The organism is Bacillus sp. FSL L8-0199, from assembly GCF_038005705.1.
Lineage (GTDB): Bacteria > Bacillota > Bacilli > Bacillales > Bacillaceae_G > Bacillus_A > Bacillus_A cereus.
Map to the genome: position 1 here is coordinate 3,587,757 of NZ_JBBOTS010000001.1, position 17,242 is coordinate 3,604,998.

Consider the following 17,242-nt stretch of genomic DNA (forward strand, 5'->3'; position numbering starts at 1 on the left):
GAAACACGCAATGTACGTGTTTCTTCCCTTTATCATCCCGCATTTGTATATTTTCCATTCTTTAAAGCGGGTGTAATAATATGTTTCAATGAACGATGTAATTTTGTTACGAGAACTGCCGCAATAATTGCTTTTATACAATCCCCTGGTAAAAACACAGCACTCACTTTCATTGTCTCCCATACAGAAACATCCATTAAAAGTGCTTGTACAATAATACCAAATACATAAACTACGAAAATACCACCAATTATATTAATACATAATACTTTTATAATAGAAACTTCACGTAAACGCTCAATTAAATAACCAATAACAAACGCTCCAATGATGTAACCAAGTAAATATCCTGCACTTGGCCCAACAAATACACCAAGGCCACCGCGGCCACCAGCAAGTAATGGTGCTCCAACTCCTACAATAAGTAAGAAAATAAGCTGACTTAATGCACCAAGGCGTGACCCTAACAACCCACCCGCAAGCATAACACCGAGTGATTGCAATGTAATCGGAACTGGTGTAATAGAAAGAGCAATCGGAGGTATTAACCCTAACACTCCCATAATAGAACTAAATAAAGCGACGAAAACTAAATTTTTTGTATTCATATTTGCTTCTCCTATTTGTAAACTTAAAATTGTTTTTAGATAACATATCATAAAAATTATATTATCTTTCCACTCCTCTTTTGTCAACCGTTAACGTATTAGAGTTTACAAATAGGAGTTCACTTATTTCTCTCTATGCAAATGCTCCAGTTCTTTCCGAAGCGCCTGTTTTAAAAACTTCCCAACAGATGTTTTCGGTATTTCTTCCATAAAGACAATATCGTCTGGCAACCACCACTTCGCAAACTGTGGTTTTAAAAACTCATATATTTCTTCTTTTGTAACCGTACTATTTTTCTTTTGAACAACGCAGGCAATTGGTCGCTCTTGCCACTGAGGGTGAGGAACTGCAACGACAGCCGCTTCAAATATAGCATCATGTGCCATTAAAGCATTTTCAAGATCGACCGAAGAAATCCATTCTCCCCCGCTTTTAATAACATCCTTCGTACGGTCAACAATTTTCACGCAACCTTCCTCATCCACTGTGACAACATCACCAGTATATAACCATCCATCGCGAAAACCTTCAACAGTACGATCATCGTTATAATAACTTTCAGCGATCCAAGGTGCTCGTAAACATAATTCTCCCATCTCAGTACCATCCCACTTCACTTCACCATTTGTACCGACTACTTTCATCTCGACACCAGGTACAAGATATCCTTGTTTGGAGCGAATTTCTAGTTGCTCTTCATACGATAATTCCGTTTCATAACTTTTTAAACGTGCAAGTGTTACGAGTGGACTCGTTTCAGTCATACCATATGCATGTATGAACGGAACATTATGTTTCTGTTCAAATGCTTTAATAACACTTTTCGGCGCCGCTGCACCTCCGCATAGTATTCTCGTCATACTAGATAAATCGTAACTATTATTTTCTAACTCTTGTAATACGCCGAGCCAAATTGTCGGCACACCCGCAGCTAACGTCACTTTTTCTGATTGAATCATTTCTAATAAAATTTTCGGAGTAAACATCGGTCCAGGAAGAACTTGTTTTGATCCAAACCAAGTAGCCGCAAAAGGAAGTCCCCAAGCGTTCACATGAAACATCGGGACGATTGCCATTGCTGCATCACTTTCCGATAAAGCAGCTGTATCAGCTAAACCGAGTGCCATACAGTGTAATACAGTACTACGATGCGTATATACAACACCTTTCGGATTTCCTGTAGTCGCTGACGTATAACACATACCAGCTGGTGTATTTTCATCAATATCTTTTACAAATTGGAAATTTGGATCGCCTTCTTCTAATAGCTTTTCATAATGATATACAGGCTTCAGCGTAGTATTTGGGAGTTCATCTTTATCAGTCATAATAATGTAAGCTTGTACAGTTGATAATTGTGATTGAATATTTTCAACAAGCGGTACGAGATCTTCATCTATAAGTAGAATTCGGTCTTCTGCGTGCTGAATAATGTATGAAATATGTTGAGGAGATAAACGAATGTTAATTGTGTGCAAAACAGAAGCAATACCTGGAATAGCAAAATACGCTTCCACATGCCGATGATGGTTCCACGCTAATGTTCCTACACGTTCACCTACTTTAATTCCAAGCCTTTTCAACGCACTGGAAAGTCTTCTCGTCCTTTCCCCTAATTGCTTATACGTTAACGTTGTAACTGTATCATGCGTCCGTGAAACAATTTCTTTCTTCGAAAACAGTTTCTCTGCTCTTTCCATCATAGAACTAATTGTTAGCGGTACATTCATCATCATATTGGTTATGTCCCCCTTTAAAACGTTTTCATTTTCCGTTTATTATAACAGACTTCTACAAATGATTACGATATTTTTCTGTATTTTCTGAATTATTCCTTTGGAAATAATTCAGAACGATAAAAAACATGTTTTGAATACATTGATTCGAAACATGTTTTTTATTTTTTATAAACTATCTACCTTTTTCCTTACTTTCTTTTTCAATTTAAAAATAAAACGATTACTGTATTCCTTATTTTCTACTAAAATCCGATACGTCTCTAACACCCCTAACACACGAACAAAAAGATAAACTCCGATAGCAATAAGTACAACACAATAAGGATAATACTGTACGAGTTCTCCTGAGGTAATTCGTTTTTTCTCAAATAAAAACGGTATCGCTCCTGCTGCAATAAAACAAAATCCAACGATCACTACTGCCGTATACTTCTTCTTAATAGTCGCATATCTTTTGGTCAATTCTTTTAGAAAGTTTTGATCAAATAGTAGTTCTTCCTTTTTCAATACATTGTATCGACTCTCTTCTATCGTTACAGATGCCATCATTGCTCCAATCCCAAGCACTGCAATGATAATGACAAGAAACGTAGACATTGTCGCATTTTCTTTAAACAATAAGTACGGTATTGTAGATAAAATAAGCAAACTAAATCCTAACGCAATATATTTAGAAATTTTTTGTCCATACACTACATACCCTTCTGCCATTTCCTGACTTACGTAATAGCCCTCCAGATTTTCATTACTTTGCTCAGCAGTTTCTTTTAATAAATAATCGAGTGATACTTCAAATACATTTCCAATCATTATTAACTTTTCAGTTTCAGGAAAACCTTGATCGTTTTCCCATTTACTAACCGCTTGCCTTGTTGTGTTTAATTTTTCAGCTAACGCCTCTTGAGAAAGGCCCTTTTCCTTTCTTAATTTAAAAAGCTTTTCACCAAATCCCATATGTGTGTCCTCCTTTGTTTTCTTACCTAAATTGTATGTAAACATTGCTCTTATCTCTATCTTCCTGCGGTTGCACTTTGTCAACTTACGGTTGCGATTGTGTTATATAGCGTTTTTTTCTATACTTAGAACGTTAATAAAAATAGCGCTTCCTAATAGTCCATTTGTTGTTATCAAAATAAAAAAACTCCTTAATTCATTTAAAGGAGTTTTCAATGTAAGATATTTCATTGATTCATATATCTTTCTCTAGATATAAAATACCTTTTTGTATCACGATTCTTACCTTTAATAAACATATCCTTCTGAATTGTATATTTGTACTCCATATTCAAACGTTTCATTAATTTTTCAGATGCTTCATTTTCTGAATCACATCCCGATTCAATACTATTAAGATGCAATTCATGAAAACCATAGTAGAAAAAGCTAACACAGCCTCCGTAGCTAATCCTCTTCCCCAATATTTTCGAGATAAGGCGTATGCAATTTCTGCTGTATGTGTGACCAAATCATATTTTATAAATCCACACGTGCCTATAAGTTTTTTTTCCTCTTTTAATACAATTCCAAGAGGTGCTACTTGCCCTCCATTGTACTGACCCACAATTTCTTCTATATAGTTATATGTGTCACATAACGATCGATGAGCATCCCATACAGTAAAAGTTGTCATCTCTTTATCTGTAGCATACTCATATATATGTAAACTATCACTCATATTCATTTTCCTTAACATAAGTCGTTTCGTATACAAAGTTGGATATGACCACTTCTCAATAATCATAACGGTTTCTGTTTAAACCTTTCATAATTCCTTACCTTTAATAAAAGGATATTCCCACAATCTGTACAAATATAAGCATCCACCGGCGAAGATGTGAACATCGTTTCCTTTTTCCGTATTTGTGCATATCCGACAAACTCACCTTCTCCTATATTTTGAGAACCACAATTAGAGCATGTCTGCACGGCTTTTTGTTTCATGAGAGCACCACCTTTAATCTGTTTCTACTCCCTTCGACAGTTCACTTCCATTTCCCTTCCAAAAAACCTCTTATTCTCTCACATTTCAACAGGAATCTCAAAACAAAAATCGTATATGTACTATGAAATATATTTATTAACGGAGGAATTTTATGACTACTGTTATGACACTCGATATGGCAACAGAAATTGAAAATGCAGAAATTGATATGCTCTCTTCTAAATTAGAGAGACTACAAACAATGAGCGGAAACCCAATGCAAGTGCAAATGAAAAAATTCGGTAGTGCCACTGCCTTTTCATCAAAAATAATTGCTGGTCCTGCTTTTAATACGGTAAAAGGTATTACATTTACAAATACAGATGAGTTAGATGAAATTATCTCTTATTATCAATCACTACAAATCACTTGTCGTTTTGAAATTACCCCAGCACAAGGTACAACTGAATTATTTCAATACTTATCTCAAAAAGGGTTTTATCAATCTAGCTTCCATACTGCTTTGTATAGTATACCGAGAGAGGGTTCATCACTTCTTCCTTCTAATATTACAATACGAAAACTAAAAGAAAATGATTTTGATATTTTTGCAGACATTTATGTACGTGGATTTAATATGCCATCCTTTACAACAGATGGTGTGCGCCAAAATAATGAAATTCTTTACAATGAACCAGGATGGCATTTTTTCATAGCTGAAGTTCAAAATATCCCTGCTGGTATTGGTGTCCTGTATATAAATAAGGGTGTCGCATCATTAGCTGCTTCTGCTACTTTGCCAGAATTTCAACGTAACGGCTGTCATACTGCATTAATTCAAAAAAGAATAGAAAAAGCTATAGCGACAAATTGTCATTTAATAGTTGGCCAAGCCCGCTTTGGTAGCCGCAGTCAAAATAACATGGAACGGGCCCATATGAAAATTGCTTATACAAAATCAATATGGACCGCAAAAGACATATTATAATTTACTTTCTTTCTCCTTCCGTTACATTTTTAAACATTTTATGACAATTCCTTTTCTATCCTATTAATCATTTGAATATTCCAACTAGATTTGTTACGCTATTACTAGATACATCATTCAACTTGCAATATGAAAAGAGAATTCTAATCAAACTACAAGGAGGAGAAATGTATGACTAAACATGATCATGGTTTAAAAGAAAAAGTAGAAGGTGCCATTGATAAGGTAAAAGGTGAAGTAAAAGAAGTTGTCGGGAAAGTAACTGACAATAAGAAATTACAAGCTGAAGGAAAATGGGATAAGGTGAAAGGCACCTCCAAAGATACAGTTGGTAATGTGAAAGAAAAAGTACATGAATATAAGGAACATAAGAAAGAAAAATAAAAAAGAGCCCATCGGCTCTTTTTTTATTTCCCTTCATTCTTCTCTAACACGTATAAATCTTCTTCGATATTCGTTAATTTCTCACTTACAAGCTTTCTTGCATCTCCAATTGCTTGATTGTATGCAAATGGTCCAACTAATTTAATCATTTCTTCTATTAAACGCTCTGCTTGGAAACGTCCAATTTCATCTAGATCTTCTTCCATGAAAAATTGCTGAATTTGCGCTACAAGCTCTTCTTTTTTATCATTTGGTATTTTTATATTCATCATCGTTGTTACTCCTCTATATTTAAGATAATATCTTCCTTAACTCTACCATAGAAAAACGATTACCAGGACAGCTTTTTGTAACTCCTTCTAACTCCCTATGACCTAGTATATTTTTTTCCTTTATAGCAAATTGCTTCATAAACATTTTGCATAAAGAATATAATGCATTCACTTGTGCAGGAGTTGGATCGTATTTATCGAAATTTCCCGTCATACATATTCCAATTGTATAACGGTTATGGTCTTTCGCATGCGCTCCAATATGTAAACCTCGTCCTTCCACTACAGTTCCATCTTCTTCAATAAAATAATTGTAACCAATCCCGCTCCACCCCCGTACTTTTTGATGAAATTCATGCGTTTTATACACGTCCCATCCATCTTCAGCTGTATGGTGAATAATCAGTTGATTTACTTCTTCTAAAGGAACTAATTCATCTTGAAATGTTAGATTGACACATTTAATTTCCATTTGAACTGCCTCCTCTTAAAAATCAATCATAATAATCGTTTTATCATCTGGCCTTATTCTCTTTTCCGCTTCTAGCTCTTCAATGATTGCTACATATTCGTTTATACTATTCTTTCTTATATATGCAACAGTTTGTTCTAATGACCAATCTGGGTGGAATAACCCGTCTGAACAAATAAAAATTCCACTCACTTCATCTATATGTAATTCACCATGTTGTAAATAATGTATCGCTTCTTTCATTCCATTTGCAACTGAATAACCATTTGGCATATTTGCAAGATAACGATTGTATTTTAACTGTTCTCGCACATCTTGAAAAACATATTCTTCTGGTACAGATAACCCTTTTTTACGATCTTCTTCCCTCTTCCTTTTTGCTCGTTTACTAATTCCTTCAACTGTGTCTTTCGTTAATACTTGCATCGTTCCATTTTGAAAAGTTGCGACAATCATACAGTCCCCTAATTGTGCATATTCAATTTTCTCACCAACTATTTGAACTGCCGCGATACATGTGCACCACAAATGCTCTTTTTTTCCCGTGTCTACTTCATATTCTAACATTTTGCTTTGCAATGCTTCATTTGCTTTAGCAACTGCAAATTGTAAACTATGATTCTCTCGTAATGCAGTAAAATAACTTGCAAATAAATGCGAAGCGATGTATGCTCCATTATGTCCCTTTTCATCACGAAACGGGACAAGTGGTGTTGCACCGTCACATACACCATAAATCTTTTTTTCTTTATTACAAAAATAAGAATCCTCACATTCTTGCTTCAACGGGCTTTTCTGTTGATAGGTTTTTATCTTCACAACTGTATCCCCTTTCAAATGATAAAATACTCAAATTCTTTTGATTAATCTAATTTACCAAAATAAACTGTTTTTACCCAAAACTTTCAATATCATATATAATCTTGAAATAATATGAATTTTTCAGTGAAGGACGGGAAAGAAATGGTCAGATTCCTTGGTGTTATTATCGGTTCTATTATTATTGCGGTTGCCTTTAATCTTTTCCTTATCCCCCACAAAATTTTAAGTAGTGGAATTGGCGGAATTGCTATTATTTTAGGGATTGTAACCCCTGTAAACACAGGCATTATTAACTTTGTATTAAACTTACCTATCCTTATTTTAGGCTACATAGGCCTTGGAAAAAAAGTAATTTTTAACACAGTTGTCTCTGTAGTTGTATTATCTGTTGCATTATACTACGTTCCAGTAAAAGTCGTAGCAACAGATCCATTGTTATCTTCTATCTTCGGAGGTGTCATCGCCGGAGCTGGTATTGGTCTTGTTTTTAACTGTAATGGATCCACTGGTGGATTTGATATTATCGGTATGCTTTTATCCCGCAAGCGAGACATTAAACTTGGCGGATTCCTTATTGTTTTAAATGCAGTCGTTGTAATAATCGCAGGATTCTTCTTCACTTGGGATGTTGCACTTACAAGCTTACTTTCAATTTATGTAACTGGTAAAGTAATTGATGCTGTTCATACAAAACATCGTAAAGTTACACTTATGATTGTAACAAATGAAGCAGAAAAAATGAAAAAACAGCTTCTTTCAACTGTTGTACGTGGAATAACGTTACTTGATGGCGAAGGCGCTTATTCAAGCGAGAAAAAGCGTGTACTTATGACGGTCGTTTCTCGTGAAGAATTAGCAAGTATGAAACTTACAATTTCTGAAATTGACCCGAATGCATTCGTTAATATTACAGAAACTGTAGAAGTGTTAGGACTTTTCAGAAGAAGTTAAAGACTAGGTGGGAATACACCTAGTCTTTATTTTGCATAAATTCAATTCTGTTTCCAAACGGATCTGATACGTAAAATCGAATTACATCTGGTCGTGCATAATCATCAATCACTTTTACACCTTGCTCTATAAGTGTTTGCTTAAATTCATTAATTTCATTCACATAAAAAGCTGGATGAGCCTTTTTAGCTGGTGTAAAGTTCCGCTCGACACCAATATGGATTTCTTGATTTCCACATTTAAACCAACATCCACCTCGTTTTTTCAACTCTTCTGGCTTTGGAATTTCTACCATACCAACCTTATTCCCATAAAAATCACGCGCCTCTTCTTCACACCCTACAGGTGCAGCTACTTGCACGTGATCAATCCCTTGAATATAATTTTTCATTTTCTCTCCCCCTCCTCTACCCTAATGTTATACGGAAAACAGCCGTCTGTAACTTACAAAAGGGTTATAAAACAATATAAGCTCCCCTTATTACCATCCTGCATTCACTTTGCAAAAAAAATAAAAAAACAAAATTTATTCTATAACTTCCATTTTTTATAGAAATACACATCACATCTATATTATAGTTATGAATAGACAAATCTTTTTAGATGCTATTTGTACGGAGGAACTATTATGAGTCGTAAAAAATATTCACCAACTCAAAAAAAACGTCATCCGAACATTTCTAGACGTTTGCGAAACCATATACAAGATCGTTCATTAACAGAAATGTACGCATCTCTGTTCGAACATAATCCTGATAGTATTATTTCATTAAATTTAGAAGGAGTTATTCTACATATAAATCCTTCTGCCGAAAGAATATTAGGTTACACTTCTTTAGAATTAGAACAGAAAAATATTACCTCTATTTTAGGAGCCCATATTTCTGAGCAAGTATTACAAAATATAAAGAATACTGAAGCGGATAATCAACAAGAGTATATCTTATCTATTTATCATAAAAATGGATTCTTATTAGATGTTGTGACAAAACTAGTTCCTATTTTTGTTCAAAATCGTCTTACTGGTGTATACGCTATTATGAAGCCACTTGAAAAATCAGAAAGAATTGAGAATATGCTAAAAGAAAGTGAGAAGAGATTACGTACATTAGTAAACTCCATGCCTGCGTTTGTTATATTTAAAGATCATGAAGGGCGCTGGCTTGAGGCAAATGACTACGCACTTTCTTGCTTCAACTTCCATCATGTACCTTACCACGGGAAAAAAGATAGCGAACTCATTCAATATAATGAAGCATACCGAGAAGCTTTTTTACATTGTGAAGAAATCGATGAACTAGCATGGCAACAAAGACAAATTCTTCATGGCGAGGAATTTATTATACATAGAGATGATTTCGATCTAATCTTAAGTATATCAAAAGTTCCGCTTTATCATCCTGATGGTTCTCGCAAAGGTCTTATCGTGATGGGGAGAGATGTTACTGAGCTAAAAGAAACTGAAAAGTTACTACGAAAATCTGAGAAACTCGCAGTAGTTGGACAACTGACAGCTGGAATTGCCCATGAAATTCGAAATCCACTCACTTCCCTAAAGGGTTTTCTAACATTGCTCCTCCCTGAAATAAATGAGGAGCAAAAATGGTATATCGATGTTATGTTAAGTGAGATTTCACAAATGGAATCCATCACGAGTCAATTTATGGCGATGTCTAAGCCACAAGTATTATCTATCCAAACTTGTAACATACAAACTTTAATTGAAGAGGTAGTTACATTTATTTTACCGACTGCAATTATGCATAGCGTTCATATCATCATGGATCATTTTGATTACGTATATGATATTCAATGTGACGGCAACCAATTAAAACAAGTTTTTATAAACATATTAAAAAATGCGATAGAAGCGATGCCAAATGGCGGAAATATTTTCATCCAAACAAAACCATTAGAGGATAATTTCATCTTAATACGAATTATCGATGAAGGTTGTGGCATTCCAGAAGATCGTATCTCCCGTCTAGGCGAACCTTTTTATAGTTTAAAAGAAAAAGGCACAGGACTAGGATTAATGATGTGTTACAAAATAATTGAAGAACATCATGGTAAATTACACATTTCAAGCGAATTAAATAAAGGTACAATTGTTGATATTGAGCTACCACTTTCTTCATCCCATCTTGCAATCCAGTCTTAAATAAAAAAGAAGCATCTGCTAATCGTTAGCAGATGCTTCTTTTTTAAAATACTTTGTCATACCACTCTTTTGCTTTTTCTACTTCACCCATCGTTAATTGATGCCCTCGATTTTCCCAATGCATTGTTACATTCGCGTTTGCATTTTCTAATAGTATCTTCAATTCCTCTGACTCTGCTGATGAACAAATTGGATCATTTGTCCCAGCAGCAATAAACACAAATTTACCTGCTAAATTTGCTAATTGCATTCCTCTTCTTGGTACCATTGGGTGATGAAGTACAGCACCTTTCAATGCATTTTCGTAATGGAATAATAAGCTTGCTGCGATATTTGCCCCATTCGAATAACCGATAGCTACAATGTTATTTCTATCGAATTTATATTCTTTAGCCGCTTCATCTAAAAATTCATTTAATTCCTTCGTACGGAAAATTAAATCCTCTTCATCAAAAATGCCCTCTGCTAATCGGCGGAAGAAACGCGGCATCCCATTCTCTAACACATTTCCCCTAACGCTTAATACCGACGCTTCCGGATCAACTATTTCTGCAAGTGGTAGTAAATCTAATTCATTACCACCTGTACCATGAAGTAATAACAACACTGGTTTTGACGTATCTTTTCCTTTTTGAAAAACATGTTTCATCATAATCCTGTTCCCCCTTCAATCACTTTAATCTAAATTTCTCACTTCAAATGGTAAAAGCGTTTGTTCAATCTGTTTTCTATGTTGTTCATATTGTTCCGGTAACTTTAATTCCTCACCCATCGTCTCTAACGATTCATCATGAGCGAAACCAGGAGGATCTGTTGCAATTTCAAATAAGATTTCACCATGTTCTCTAAAATAAATCGCGTTAAAATAATTTCGATCTTGTACAGGAGTTACGTGATATCCAAAACGCGACACATGCTCTTTCCAGTCTAGCTGATCAGCATCGTCACTCGCTCTCCAGGCAATATGATGAACTGTGCCAACGCCCATTTGGCCACGACCGATTGTTGATAATTTCAAATCAATAATATTTCCAATGTCAGCAGAAGAACGGAATCGAACAAATTCACCCTCTTCTCCAATTTTCTCAAGACCCATAATATGTTCTAACAATTCAGCTGTTTTTTGAGGCTGTGTAGATAAAAGAACAGCACCTCCAAACCCTTTAATTGCTACTTCTGGTGTAACTTCTCCAAAACTCCAATTATTTAATTCGCCTTTTTCTCTTTCAACTAATTCTATATGCAAACCATGCGGATCATCAAATTCTAAATACTGCTCTCCAAAACGAGTCATTTTTGTATACGAAACATCGAACTTTTCTAATCTATTTTCCCAAAACTCCATTGCACCTTTTGGTACAACGTAAGACGTAATTCCTACTTGACCATCTCCAATAATACCTTGACGAGCACCTGCCCATGGGAAAAACGTAATAATTGTTCCAGGCTTTCCTCCTTCATTTCCAAAATAAAGATGGTACGTACCTGGATCATCAAAATTCACTGTTTGTTTCACTAAACGTAACCCCAATACACCAGCATAAAAATCTACATTTTCTTGTGGATGCCCTACAATCGCTGTAATATGATGGATTCCCATTGTTTTCTTTTCCATTTCTTCCACTCCTTTTTTATTTCATTATAAAAATTCTTTTACATTTAAATTCATTATTAATTTTGTCCATGCTACAAAGTAAAATCCGTCATTATAATTTTATCTCGAATTCGAGATATTAATTACAAAATTACGTATCGGTGTCTAATCTATTGAATTATCTTGAATTCAAGATAATTCGTAAAAAATATTTGTTCGATTTATAACCATAATAAATTTTTATTATGAACATTCTTTATCTCGAACTTAAGATTTATTATAAGTTACTTATTTTTCATTGTCAATAAGTCCTTACTTTCATTTTACATGTAAAAAGAGTAAACGCTATTCACCGTTTACTCTTTTTGCAAATCATTTCTTTTCTTCTTCCAGTACTGCTTCCATCTCATTAAATTCACGATGAACTGCCTTAACGGGTTCTTTCGTTAATAAACTTACAACGATAACAGTTAATAAACTACAGAAGAATCCAGGCACCATTTCATACATAATTGCTTTTAAACTTGGAATTTGTACCCATGCTATAACAACTACTGCACCAACAATCATCCCTGCAAGAACACCCCATTTGTTTGTCCTTTTCCAATATAAACTTAATAAAATGGCTGGTCCGAATGCTGAACCAAATCCAGCCCAAGCATAACCGACAAGTGTTAAAATTGTATCACTTGGATGATACGCTAAAACAACTGCGATCATAGCTACTACTAATACTGATAATCTACCGATAAATACAAGTTCTTTGTCACTTGCGTTACGACGGAAAAATGTTTTATAAAAGTCTTCCGTTACTGCACTTGAAATAACAAGTAATTGTGAGGAAATACTACTCATAATCGAAGCCAAAATAGCTGATAATAAAAATCCTGTAATATACGGATGGAATAAAATATTTGAGAATGTTACAAAGACCATTTCTGGGTCTTGTAATGTCGTATTATTTTTAGCATAATAGGCGATACCAATTAGACCAGTAAGCATTGCACCTATAATTGAAATCGTCATCCAACCGATACCGATTCTACGAGAAGTTTTTAAATCTTTAATAGAGGTAATTGCCATAAAGCGGACAATAATATGTGGTTGACCAAAATATCCAAGGCCCCATGCTAAAAATGAAATAATACCAAGTATTGTGGTTCCTTTAAACATATCTAAATGCGATGCATCGACTTGCTTAATGGTATTAAATGTTTCTGTTATACCACCGACATCCGTAAAGGCAACAATTGGCACTAGTACAAGCGCAATAAACATAATACAACCTTGCACAAAGTCCGTCCAACTTACGGCTAGAAAGCCACCAAATAGTGTATACGCAACAACGACACCGACAGTTACAAATAAACCAATTTTATAATCAAGGTTAAAAGAATTTTCAAACAAACGTCCACCCGAAACTAAACCAGCCGACGCATAAAATGTGAAAAATACTAAAATGACGACAGCGGAGACAAAACGAAGTATTTTCGTACGATCTTTAAACCGATTCTCTAAAAAGTCTGGAATCGTAATTGAATCATTTGCCACTTCTGTATACGTTCGTAAACGCGGGGCAATGATTAAATAGTTTGCATACGCACCTATTAATAAACCTATCGCAATCCATACACTTGATAATCCTGTTGCATACATCGCACCAGGTAATCCCATTAACATCCAACCACTCATGTCAGAAGCACCAGCTGATAAAGCTGTAACTGCTGGACCGAGTCCCCTCCCGCCTAACATATAATCTGATAAATCGGATGTCTTCTTATAAGACCAATAACCGATATACAACATACCTGCCATATAAATAGCAAGCGAAACCATAATCTCAATCTTCACCGAATCTCTCCCTTAGTTACATAAGCCATTCAAAATTTCGAAAAATGACTTTTTCTATTTTCTTGTTTTCGCTTATGGTTCCCTACCTTACCAAACATTTTTTGTTCTTTCAAGTGAACAAGCCCTTTTCACTACATGTGAAAACCTCTATAAACGCCTTTATCCCAGTGGATTACCCGGGTTTTAAAATAAATTAAAGTAAAAATATTCAGGAAATAAAACGTCATTTTTTCATACCTTGTTTTCATTCTTTTATCAGAAAAATTTTTTAAAGAAAAAAGCCATACGAATGTATGACTTTTAATCTATTAAACATAGCTTATTTTCTATTTACTAGTAGGAAACAATTGTGAAAGAGGAACGATCCGTCCCACCTCATCTTTAAACACAATATGCTCTCTCGTGAAATGGCGCGGACTCTTTACCCCCGCTGCTGCTGCAAGTGAGAATAAACTGTACCTCATACTAACAACATAATTCATTACGCGCCATTTCTTCTCATACGGATCTAGCGCTTTTTGATAATGCGGATTTGTCGTCGCAACTCCAGATGGACATTGCCCCGAATTACATTGAAGCGCCATAATACAGCCACTTGCCATCATAAATCCGCGTGCTGAATTTACGGCATCTGCTCCAATTGCTAAAGCAATCGCCACCTTATCTGGTGTAATTAATTTCCCTGAGGCAAACACTTTGAATTTGTCCCGAACACCATAATGATTCGCTGTATCAATACAAGTTAGTAACGCTGGAATAAGCGGCATCCCCATACTATCTGCCATCGATTTATACGTTGCTCCTGATCCACCTTCTGAACCATCAATTGTAATGAAATCTGGATAGATGTTTAACTCTTGCATCGTTTTGAATAAGTCTTCTAGCGGCTTTTGCTGTCCTATTACAATTTTCATACCGACTGGTTTACCGCCGTTTTCTTGCAAACGCTGAATAAAATAAAGTGTATCTGCTGTATTATTTAAAAATGAAAATCGATTCGGTGAATTAATTGTCTTGCCTTCTCGTACATTCCGGACAAAAGCAATCTTTGCATTTACTTTTTGTCCTTCTAGATGACCACCACGTATTTTCGCACCTTGCCCAAATTTCAATTCGAATGCTCTAATATTACTTTCTTTCGCTTTCTCCATGAATTTTCCCATTGAAAAATTACCGTCTTCATCACGGTATCCAAATAACCCTGGACCAATTTGCGCAACGATATTCGCTCCTGTATGTAAATGTTCTGGAATAACGCCACCTTCACCCGTATTAATCCACGATCCGCCTGCCATTTTTGCTCCAAAACCACTCGCTAAAATATAATTTTCTCCAATCGCACCGTAAGAAGTCGCAGATGCACCAAACATGCCATGTAGCTTCCACGGATATTTACGGTTCTCACCGACTATAATTGCATCATCTTCTTCGTACAGCCAAAGATTCGTTGTATCCGCTGTTAATTTTTCTCTTCTTGAAAATAACCCTTCTTTATGAATCACGTACTTTTTACCTTCCCGCTCTTGCGTGAGATTCACACTTAATTCCTCAGTTAATATCGGAAATAATGTATTAGCAATATAATATCCAGAAGCTTCAAAATCTCGTTTTGATCCAAAACCAAGTATTTCAGAGCGATATTTCGCTAAAAACATAACACTTTGAAAATCATAACGTGAGAAAGGCTTTCCATCCGTATCATGATCAAACCAATATTGTCGAAATTCAGGCCCTATCTTTTCCAGTAAGTAGCGCATTCTTCCTAAGTATGGATGTAATTTTAAAATAGAATGGTGTGTTCGTTTTTTTATAAAAAATGTAATGATAAAAAAGACGATTAAAAGCAACATTAAAAATAGTAATATACTAATAATAACGAGTAGCGTTTCACTCATCCCGCTTCCCCCTATGAAATTCCATAATAAAAGGAGAACACTCGATGTGCTCTCCTTTTATCTTTATTCATACTAACGTAGCAAGATGCTCTTTCACGTCATATTCAACTAAACTTTCAGCGTGTTTAATTCGATGAACAAAGTCTGGATTAGCAATTAACGGTCTTCCGAATGCCGCTACATCAATCGTTCCTTCTTGCAACGCTTCTTCGGCCTCTTTCGGATTTAAATTACCAACCCCAACAATCGTACCATCCCAATATTTTCTTACTAGTTGATGAAAATTCTTTCCATCAGCAATCTCTTGCGTATAATTCATCGTTGAAGGATGGATCATCGTTAACCCAACCTCTTTAAACATATTTATGAACGTTTCAATTGCAAACTCAGGATCTTCCCACATATAAGTAGGATTATCACCTTTGAAAGCAGAGAAACGAAGAAGTGTTTTATTAGCTCCAACAGCTTCTATTACAGCCGCCGTTACTTCTTTCATAAACGTTAACCTTTGTTTTAAATCACCGCCATATTTATCTGTTCGCTTATTCGCAAACTCATACGTAAATTGATCGATTAAATATCCGTGTGCACCGTGAATTTCTACTCCATCAAATCCAGCTTCGATCGCATTTTTCGCAGCTTGTGCGTATTGACCGATCACTTCTTGTATTTCTTCTAACGTCATTGCTGCTGGCGTATCAAACGGTTTACGAAAGCGTGGAACATTTCCCTCTGCAGCGATAGCCGATGGTGCTTGTGGCATTTGACCACCAATTATTTCATGATGACTCATACGCCCAACATGCCATATTTGAGCAATAATCGTCCCGCCTTCTTTATGTACTGCCTCTGTAACAGGTTTCCAAGAATCGATTTGTTCTTGTGTATAAATACCTGGTACTCCTGGGTTTCCTTTTGCTCTCGGACTAATGACAATTCCTTCTGTAATAATTAGTCCAATTCCATCCGCAGCACGTTTTCTGTAGTACTCCACTACATCAGCACCAACTACTCCAGTCTCATTATCTGCAAAGCATCTTGTCATCGGCGCCATCACTATACGATTACGAAGAGACCAAGCTCCAACTTGAATTGGATCAAACAACTTTGTTTCTTCAACGTTTTCAAAAAATCCCCCAGCATTTACATTTGTTCCTTCATAAATACTCGCTGCTTTATTACTTGAACTTGTCATTTTTCTTCCCCCCTAAAAAATCTTACTATAATCGCATCATACTTACTTTTAGATAGTAACGTCAATTTTTACGAATTTACAATAAAAAATTCGAATATCCAAAAAATAAAATGCTGTAAATAATATTAAAAAGGTTTCCTTAGGAGGAAACCTTTTTTGTTGACCATATATGGCTGTCAATTCGTTTATCTCTTTAGTAAAAAACACCTTATCAATAGAAGTGAAAATGGTTCAGTATTCTTCTAAAAATAATAACTTATATACCTAAAACAATGAAAGCCCTACCTCTCTTTCATCCTTACGGCTCCTCGTCCGTGCCAGTGTGAATCAGGATTGCAAAAATCAAGTAACTATTTTATCGAAGTATTCAATTAAACTTCGAACATTC

At 35.3% G+C, this 17,242-nt stretch carries 17 protein-coding genes and 1 pseudogene; 4 read left to right on the forward strand and 14 right to left on the reverse strand.

Features of this window, described 5'->3' with window-relative positions; translation table 11 throughout:
• Positions 1–32: 32 nt before the first annotated feature.
• From NST86_RS18340 to NST86_RS18360, 5 genes and pseudogenes are all read right to left on the reverse strand, one after another.
• Positions 33–608: a biotin transporter BioY gene (locus tag NST86_RS18340; protein ID WP_227593183.1), complete on the reverse strand. Its 576-nt coding sequence runs from the start codon at positions 606–608 to the stop codon at positions 33–35.
• 123 nt (positions 609–731) lie between these two features.
• Positions 732–2,345, reverse strand: a complete 1,614-nt coding sequence (locus tag NST86_RS18345) for a long-chain fatty acid--CoA ligase (protein ID WP_000980211.1) — start codon at positions 2,343–2,345, stop codon at positions 732–734.
• Positions 2,346–2,513: 168 nt separating this feature from the next.
• Complete coding sequence (locus NST86_RS18350; protein WP_227593182.1) at positions 2,514–3,302, reverse strand: helix-turn-helix domain-containing protein; 789 nt, start codon at positions 3,300–3,302, stop codon at positions 2,514–2,516.
• Positions 3,303–3,529: 227 nt separating this feature from the next.
• Positions 3,530–4,089 (reverse strand): annotated as a pseudogene (locus NST86_RS18355) (GNAT family N-acetyltransferase).
• Entirely contained in the window at positions 4,086–4,289 is a 204-nt protein-coding gene (locus NST86_RS18360) for a hypothetical protein (protein WP_000810193.1), read from the reverse strand. Before NST86_RS18360 ends, NST86_RS18355 begins: the two are co-directional and overlap by 4 nt.
• A gap of 152 nt (positions 4,290–4,441) precedes the next feature.
• Between NST86_RS18360 and NST86_RS18365 the strand changes: the two genes are divergently transcribed.
• Both NST86_RS18365 and NST86_RS18370 read left to right on the forward strand, forming a co-directional pair.
• Positions 4,442–5,257, forward strand: coding sequence for a GNAT family N-acetyltransferase (locus tag NST86_RS18365; RefSeq protein ID WP_000214347.1), 816 nt, complete (start codon positions 4,442–4,444; stop codon positions 5,255–5,257).
• A 171-nt stretch (positions 5,258–5,428) separates the two neighbouring features.
• On the forward strand, positions 5,429–5,641 hold the full coding sequence (locus tag NST86_RS18370) for a CsbD family protein (protein ID WP_000160416.1): 213 nt from the start codon (positions 5,429–5,431) through the stop codon (positions 5,639–5,641).
• A gap of 23 nt (positions 5,642–5,664) precedes the next feature.
• Here NST86_RS18370 and NST86_RS18375 read toward each other — a convergent pair whose 3' ends face one another.
• Genes NST86_RS18375 through NST86_RS18385 form a run of 3 tightly spaced genes read right to left on the reverse strand, consistent with a single transcriptional unit; the run spans position 5,665 to position 7,222 of the window.
• Entirely contained in the window at positions 5,665–5,913 is a 249-nt protein-coding gene (locus tag NST86_RS18375) for a DUF2164 domain-containing protein (RefSeq protein ID WP_000981064.1), read from the reverse strand.
• A gap of 19 nt (positions 5,914–5,932) precedes the next feature.
• Positions 5,933–6,385, reverse strand: coding sequence for a peptidoglycan recognition protein family protein (locus NST86_RS18380; protein WP_227593181.1), 453 nt, complete (start codon positions 6,383–6,385; stop codon positions 5,933–5,935).
• Between the two features lie 15 nt (positions 6,386–6,400).
• Entirely contained in the window at positions 6,401–7,222 is an 822-nt protein-coding gene (locus NST86_RS18385; protein WP_002000458.1) for a protein phosphatase 2C domain-containing protein, read from the reverse strand.
• A gap of 126 nt (positions 7,223–7,348) precedes the next feature.
• On the opposite strand from NST86_RS18385, the gene NST86_RS18390 reads away from it, so the two are divergent.
• Positions 7,349–8,158: a YitT family protein gene (locus NST86_RS18390; RefSeq protein ID WP_000251347.1), complete on the forward strand. Its 810-nt coding sequence runs from the start codon at positions 7,349–7,351 to the stop codon at positions 8,156–8,158.
• A 19-nt stretch (positions 8,159–8,177) separates the two neighbouring features.
• Here NST86_RS18390 and NST86_RS18395 read toward each other — a convergent pair whose 3' ends face one another.
• The gene (locus NST86_RS18395; protein ID WP_000800770.1) at positions 8,178–8,549 is read right to left on the reverse strand and encodes a VOC family protein; all 372 of its coding nucleotides are present in this window, start codon (positions 8,547–8,549) and stop codon (positions 8,178–8,180) included.
• 237 nt (positions 8,550–8,786) lie between these two features.
• On the opposite strand from NST86_RS18395, the gene NST86_RS18400 reads away from it, so the two are divergent.
• On the forward strand, positions 8,787–10,319 hold the full coding sequence (locus NST86_RS18400; RefSeq protein ID WP_000087656.1) for a BA3702 family sensor histidine kinase: 1,533 nt from the start codon (positions 8,787–8,789) through the stop codon (positions 10,317–10,319).
• Positions 10,320–10,362: 43 nt separating this feature from the next.
• On the opposite strand, the gene NST86_RS18405 is transcribed toward NST86_RS18400, so the two are convergent.
• From NST86_RS18405 to NST86_RS18425, 5 genes are all read right to left on the reverse strand, one after another.
• A complete protein-coding gene (locus NST86_RS18405; protein ID WP_000975483.1) occupies positions 10,363–10,971 on the reverse strand; it encodes an alpha/beta hydrolase in 609 nt (202 codons plus the stop codon).
• A gap of 24 nt (positions 10,972–10,995) precedes the next feature.
• Positions 10,996–11,934, reverse strand: coding sequence for a ring-cleaving dioxygenase (locus tag NST86_RS18410; protein WP_000412731.1), 939 nt, complete (start codon positions 11,932–11,934; stop codon positions 10,996–10,998).
• Positions 11,935–12,285: 351 nt separating this feature from the next.
• On the reverse strand, positions 12,286–13,764 hold the full coding sequence (gene putP, locus NST86_RS18415) for a sodium/proline symporter PutP (protein ID WP_000687597.1): 1,479 nt from the start codon (positions 13,762–13,764) through the stop codon (positions 12,286–12,288).
• 326 nt (positions 13,765–14,090) lie between these two features.
• A complete protein-coding gene (locus tag NST86_RS18420; protein ID WP_227593180.1) occupies positions 14,091–15,659 on the reverse strand; it encodes a glutamate synthase-related protein in 1,569 nt (522 codons plus the stop codon).
• 67 nt (positions 15,660–15,726) lie between these two features.
• Positions 15,727–16,854 (reverse strand): alkene reductase, encoded by a 1,128-nt coding sequence (locus tag NST86_RS18425; protein WP_000204587.1) that lies wholly within the window; start codon positions 16,852–16,854, stop codon positions 15,727–15,729.
• Positions 16,855–17,242: the final 388 nt, after the last annotated feature.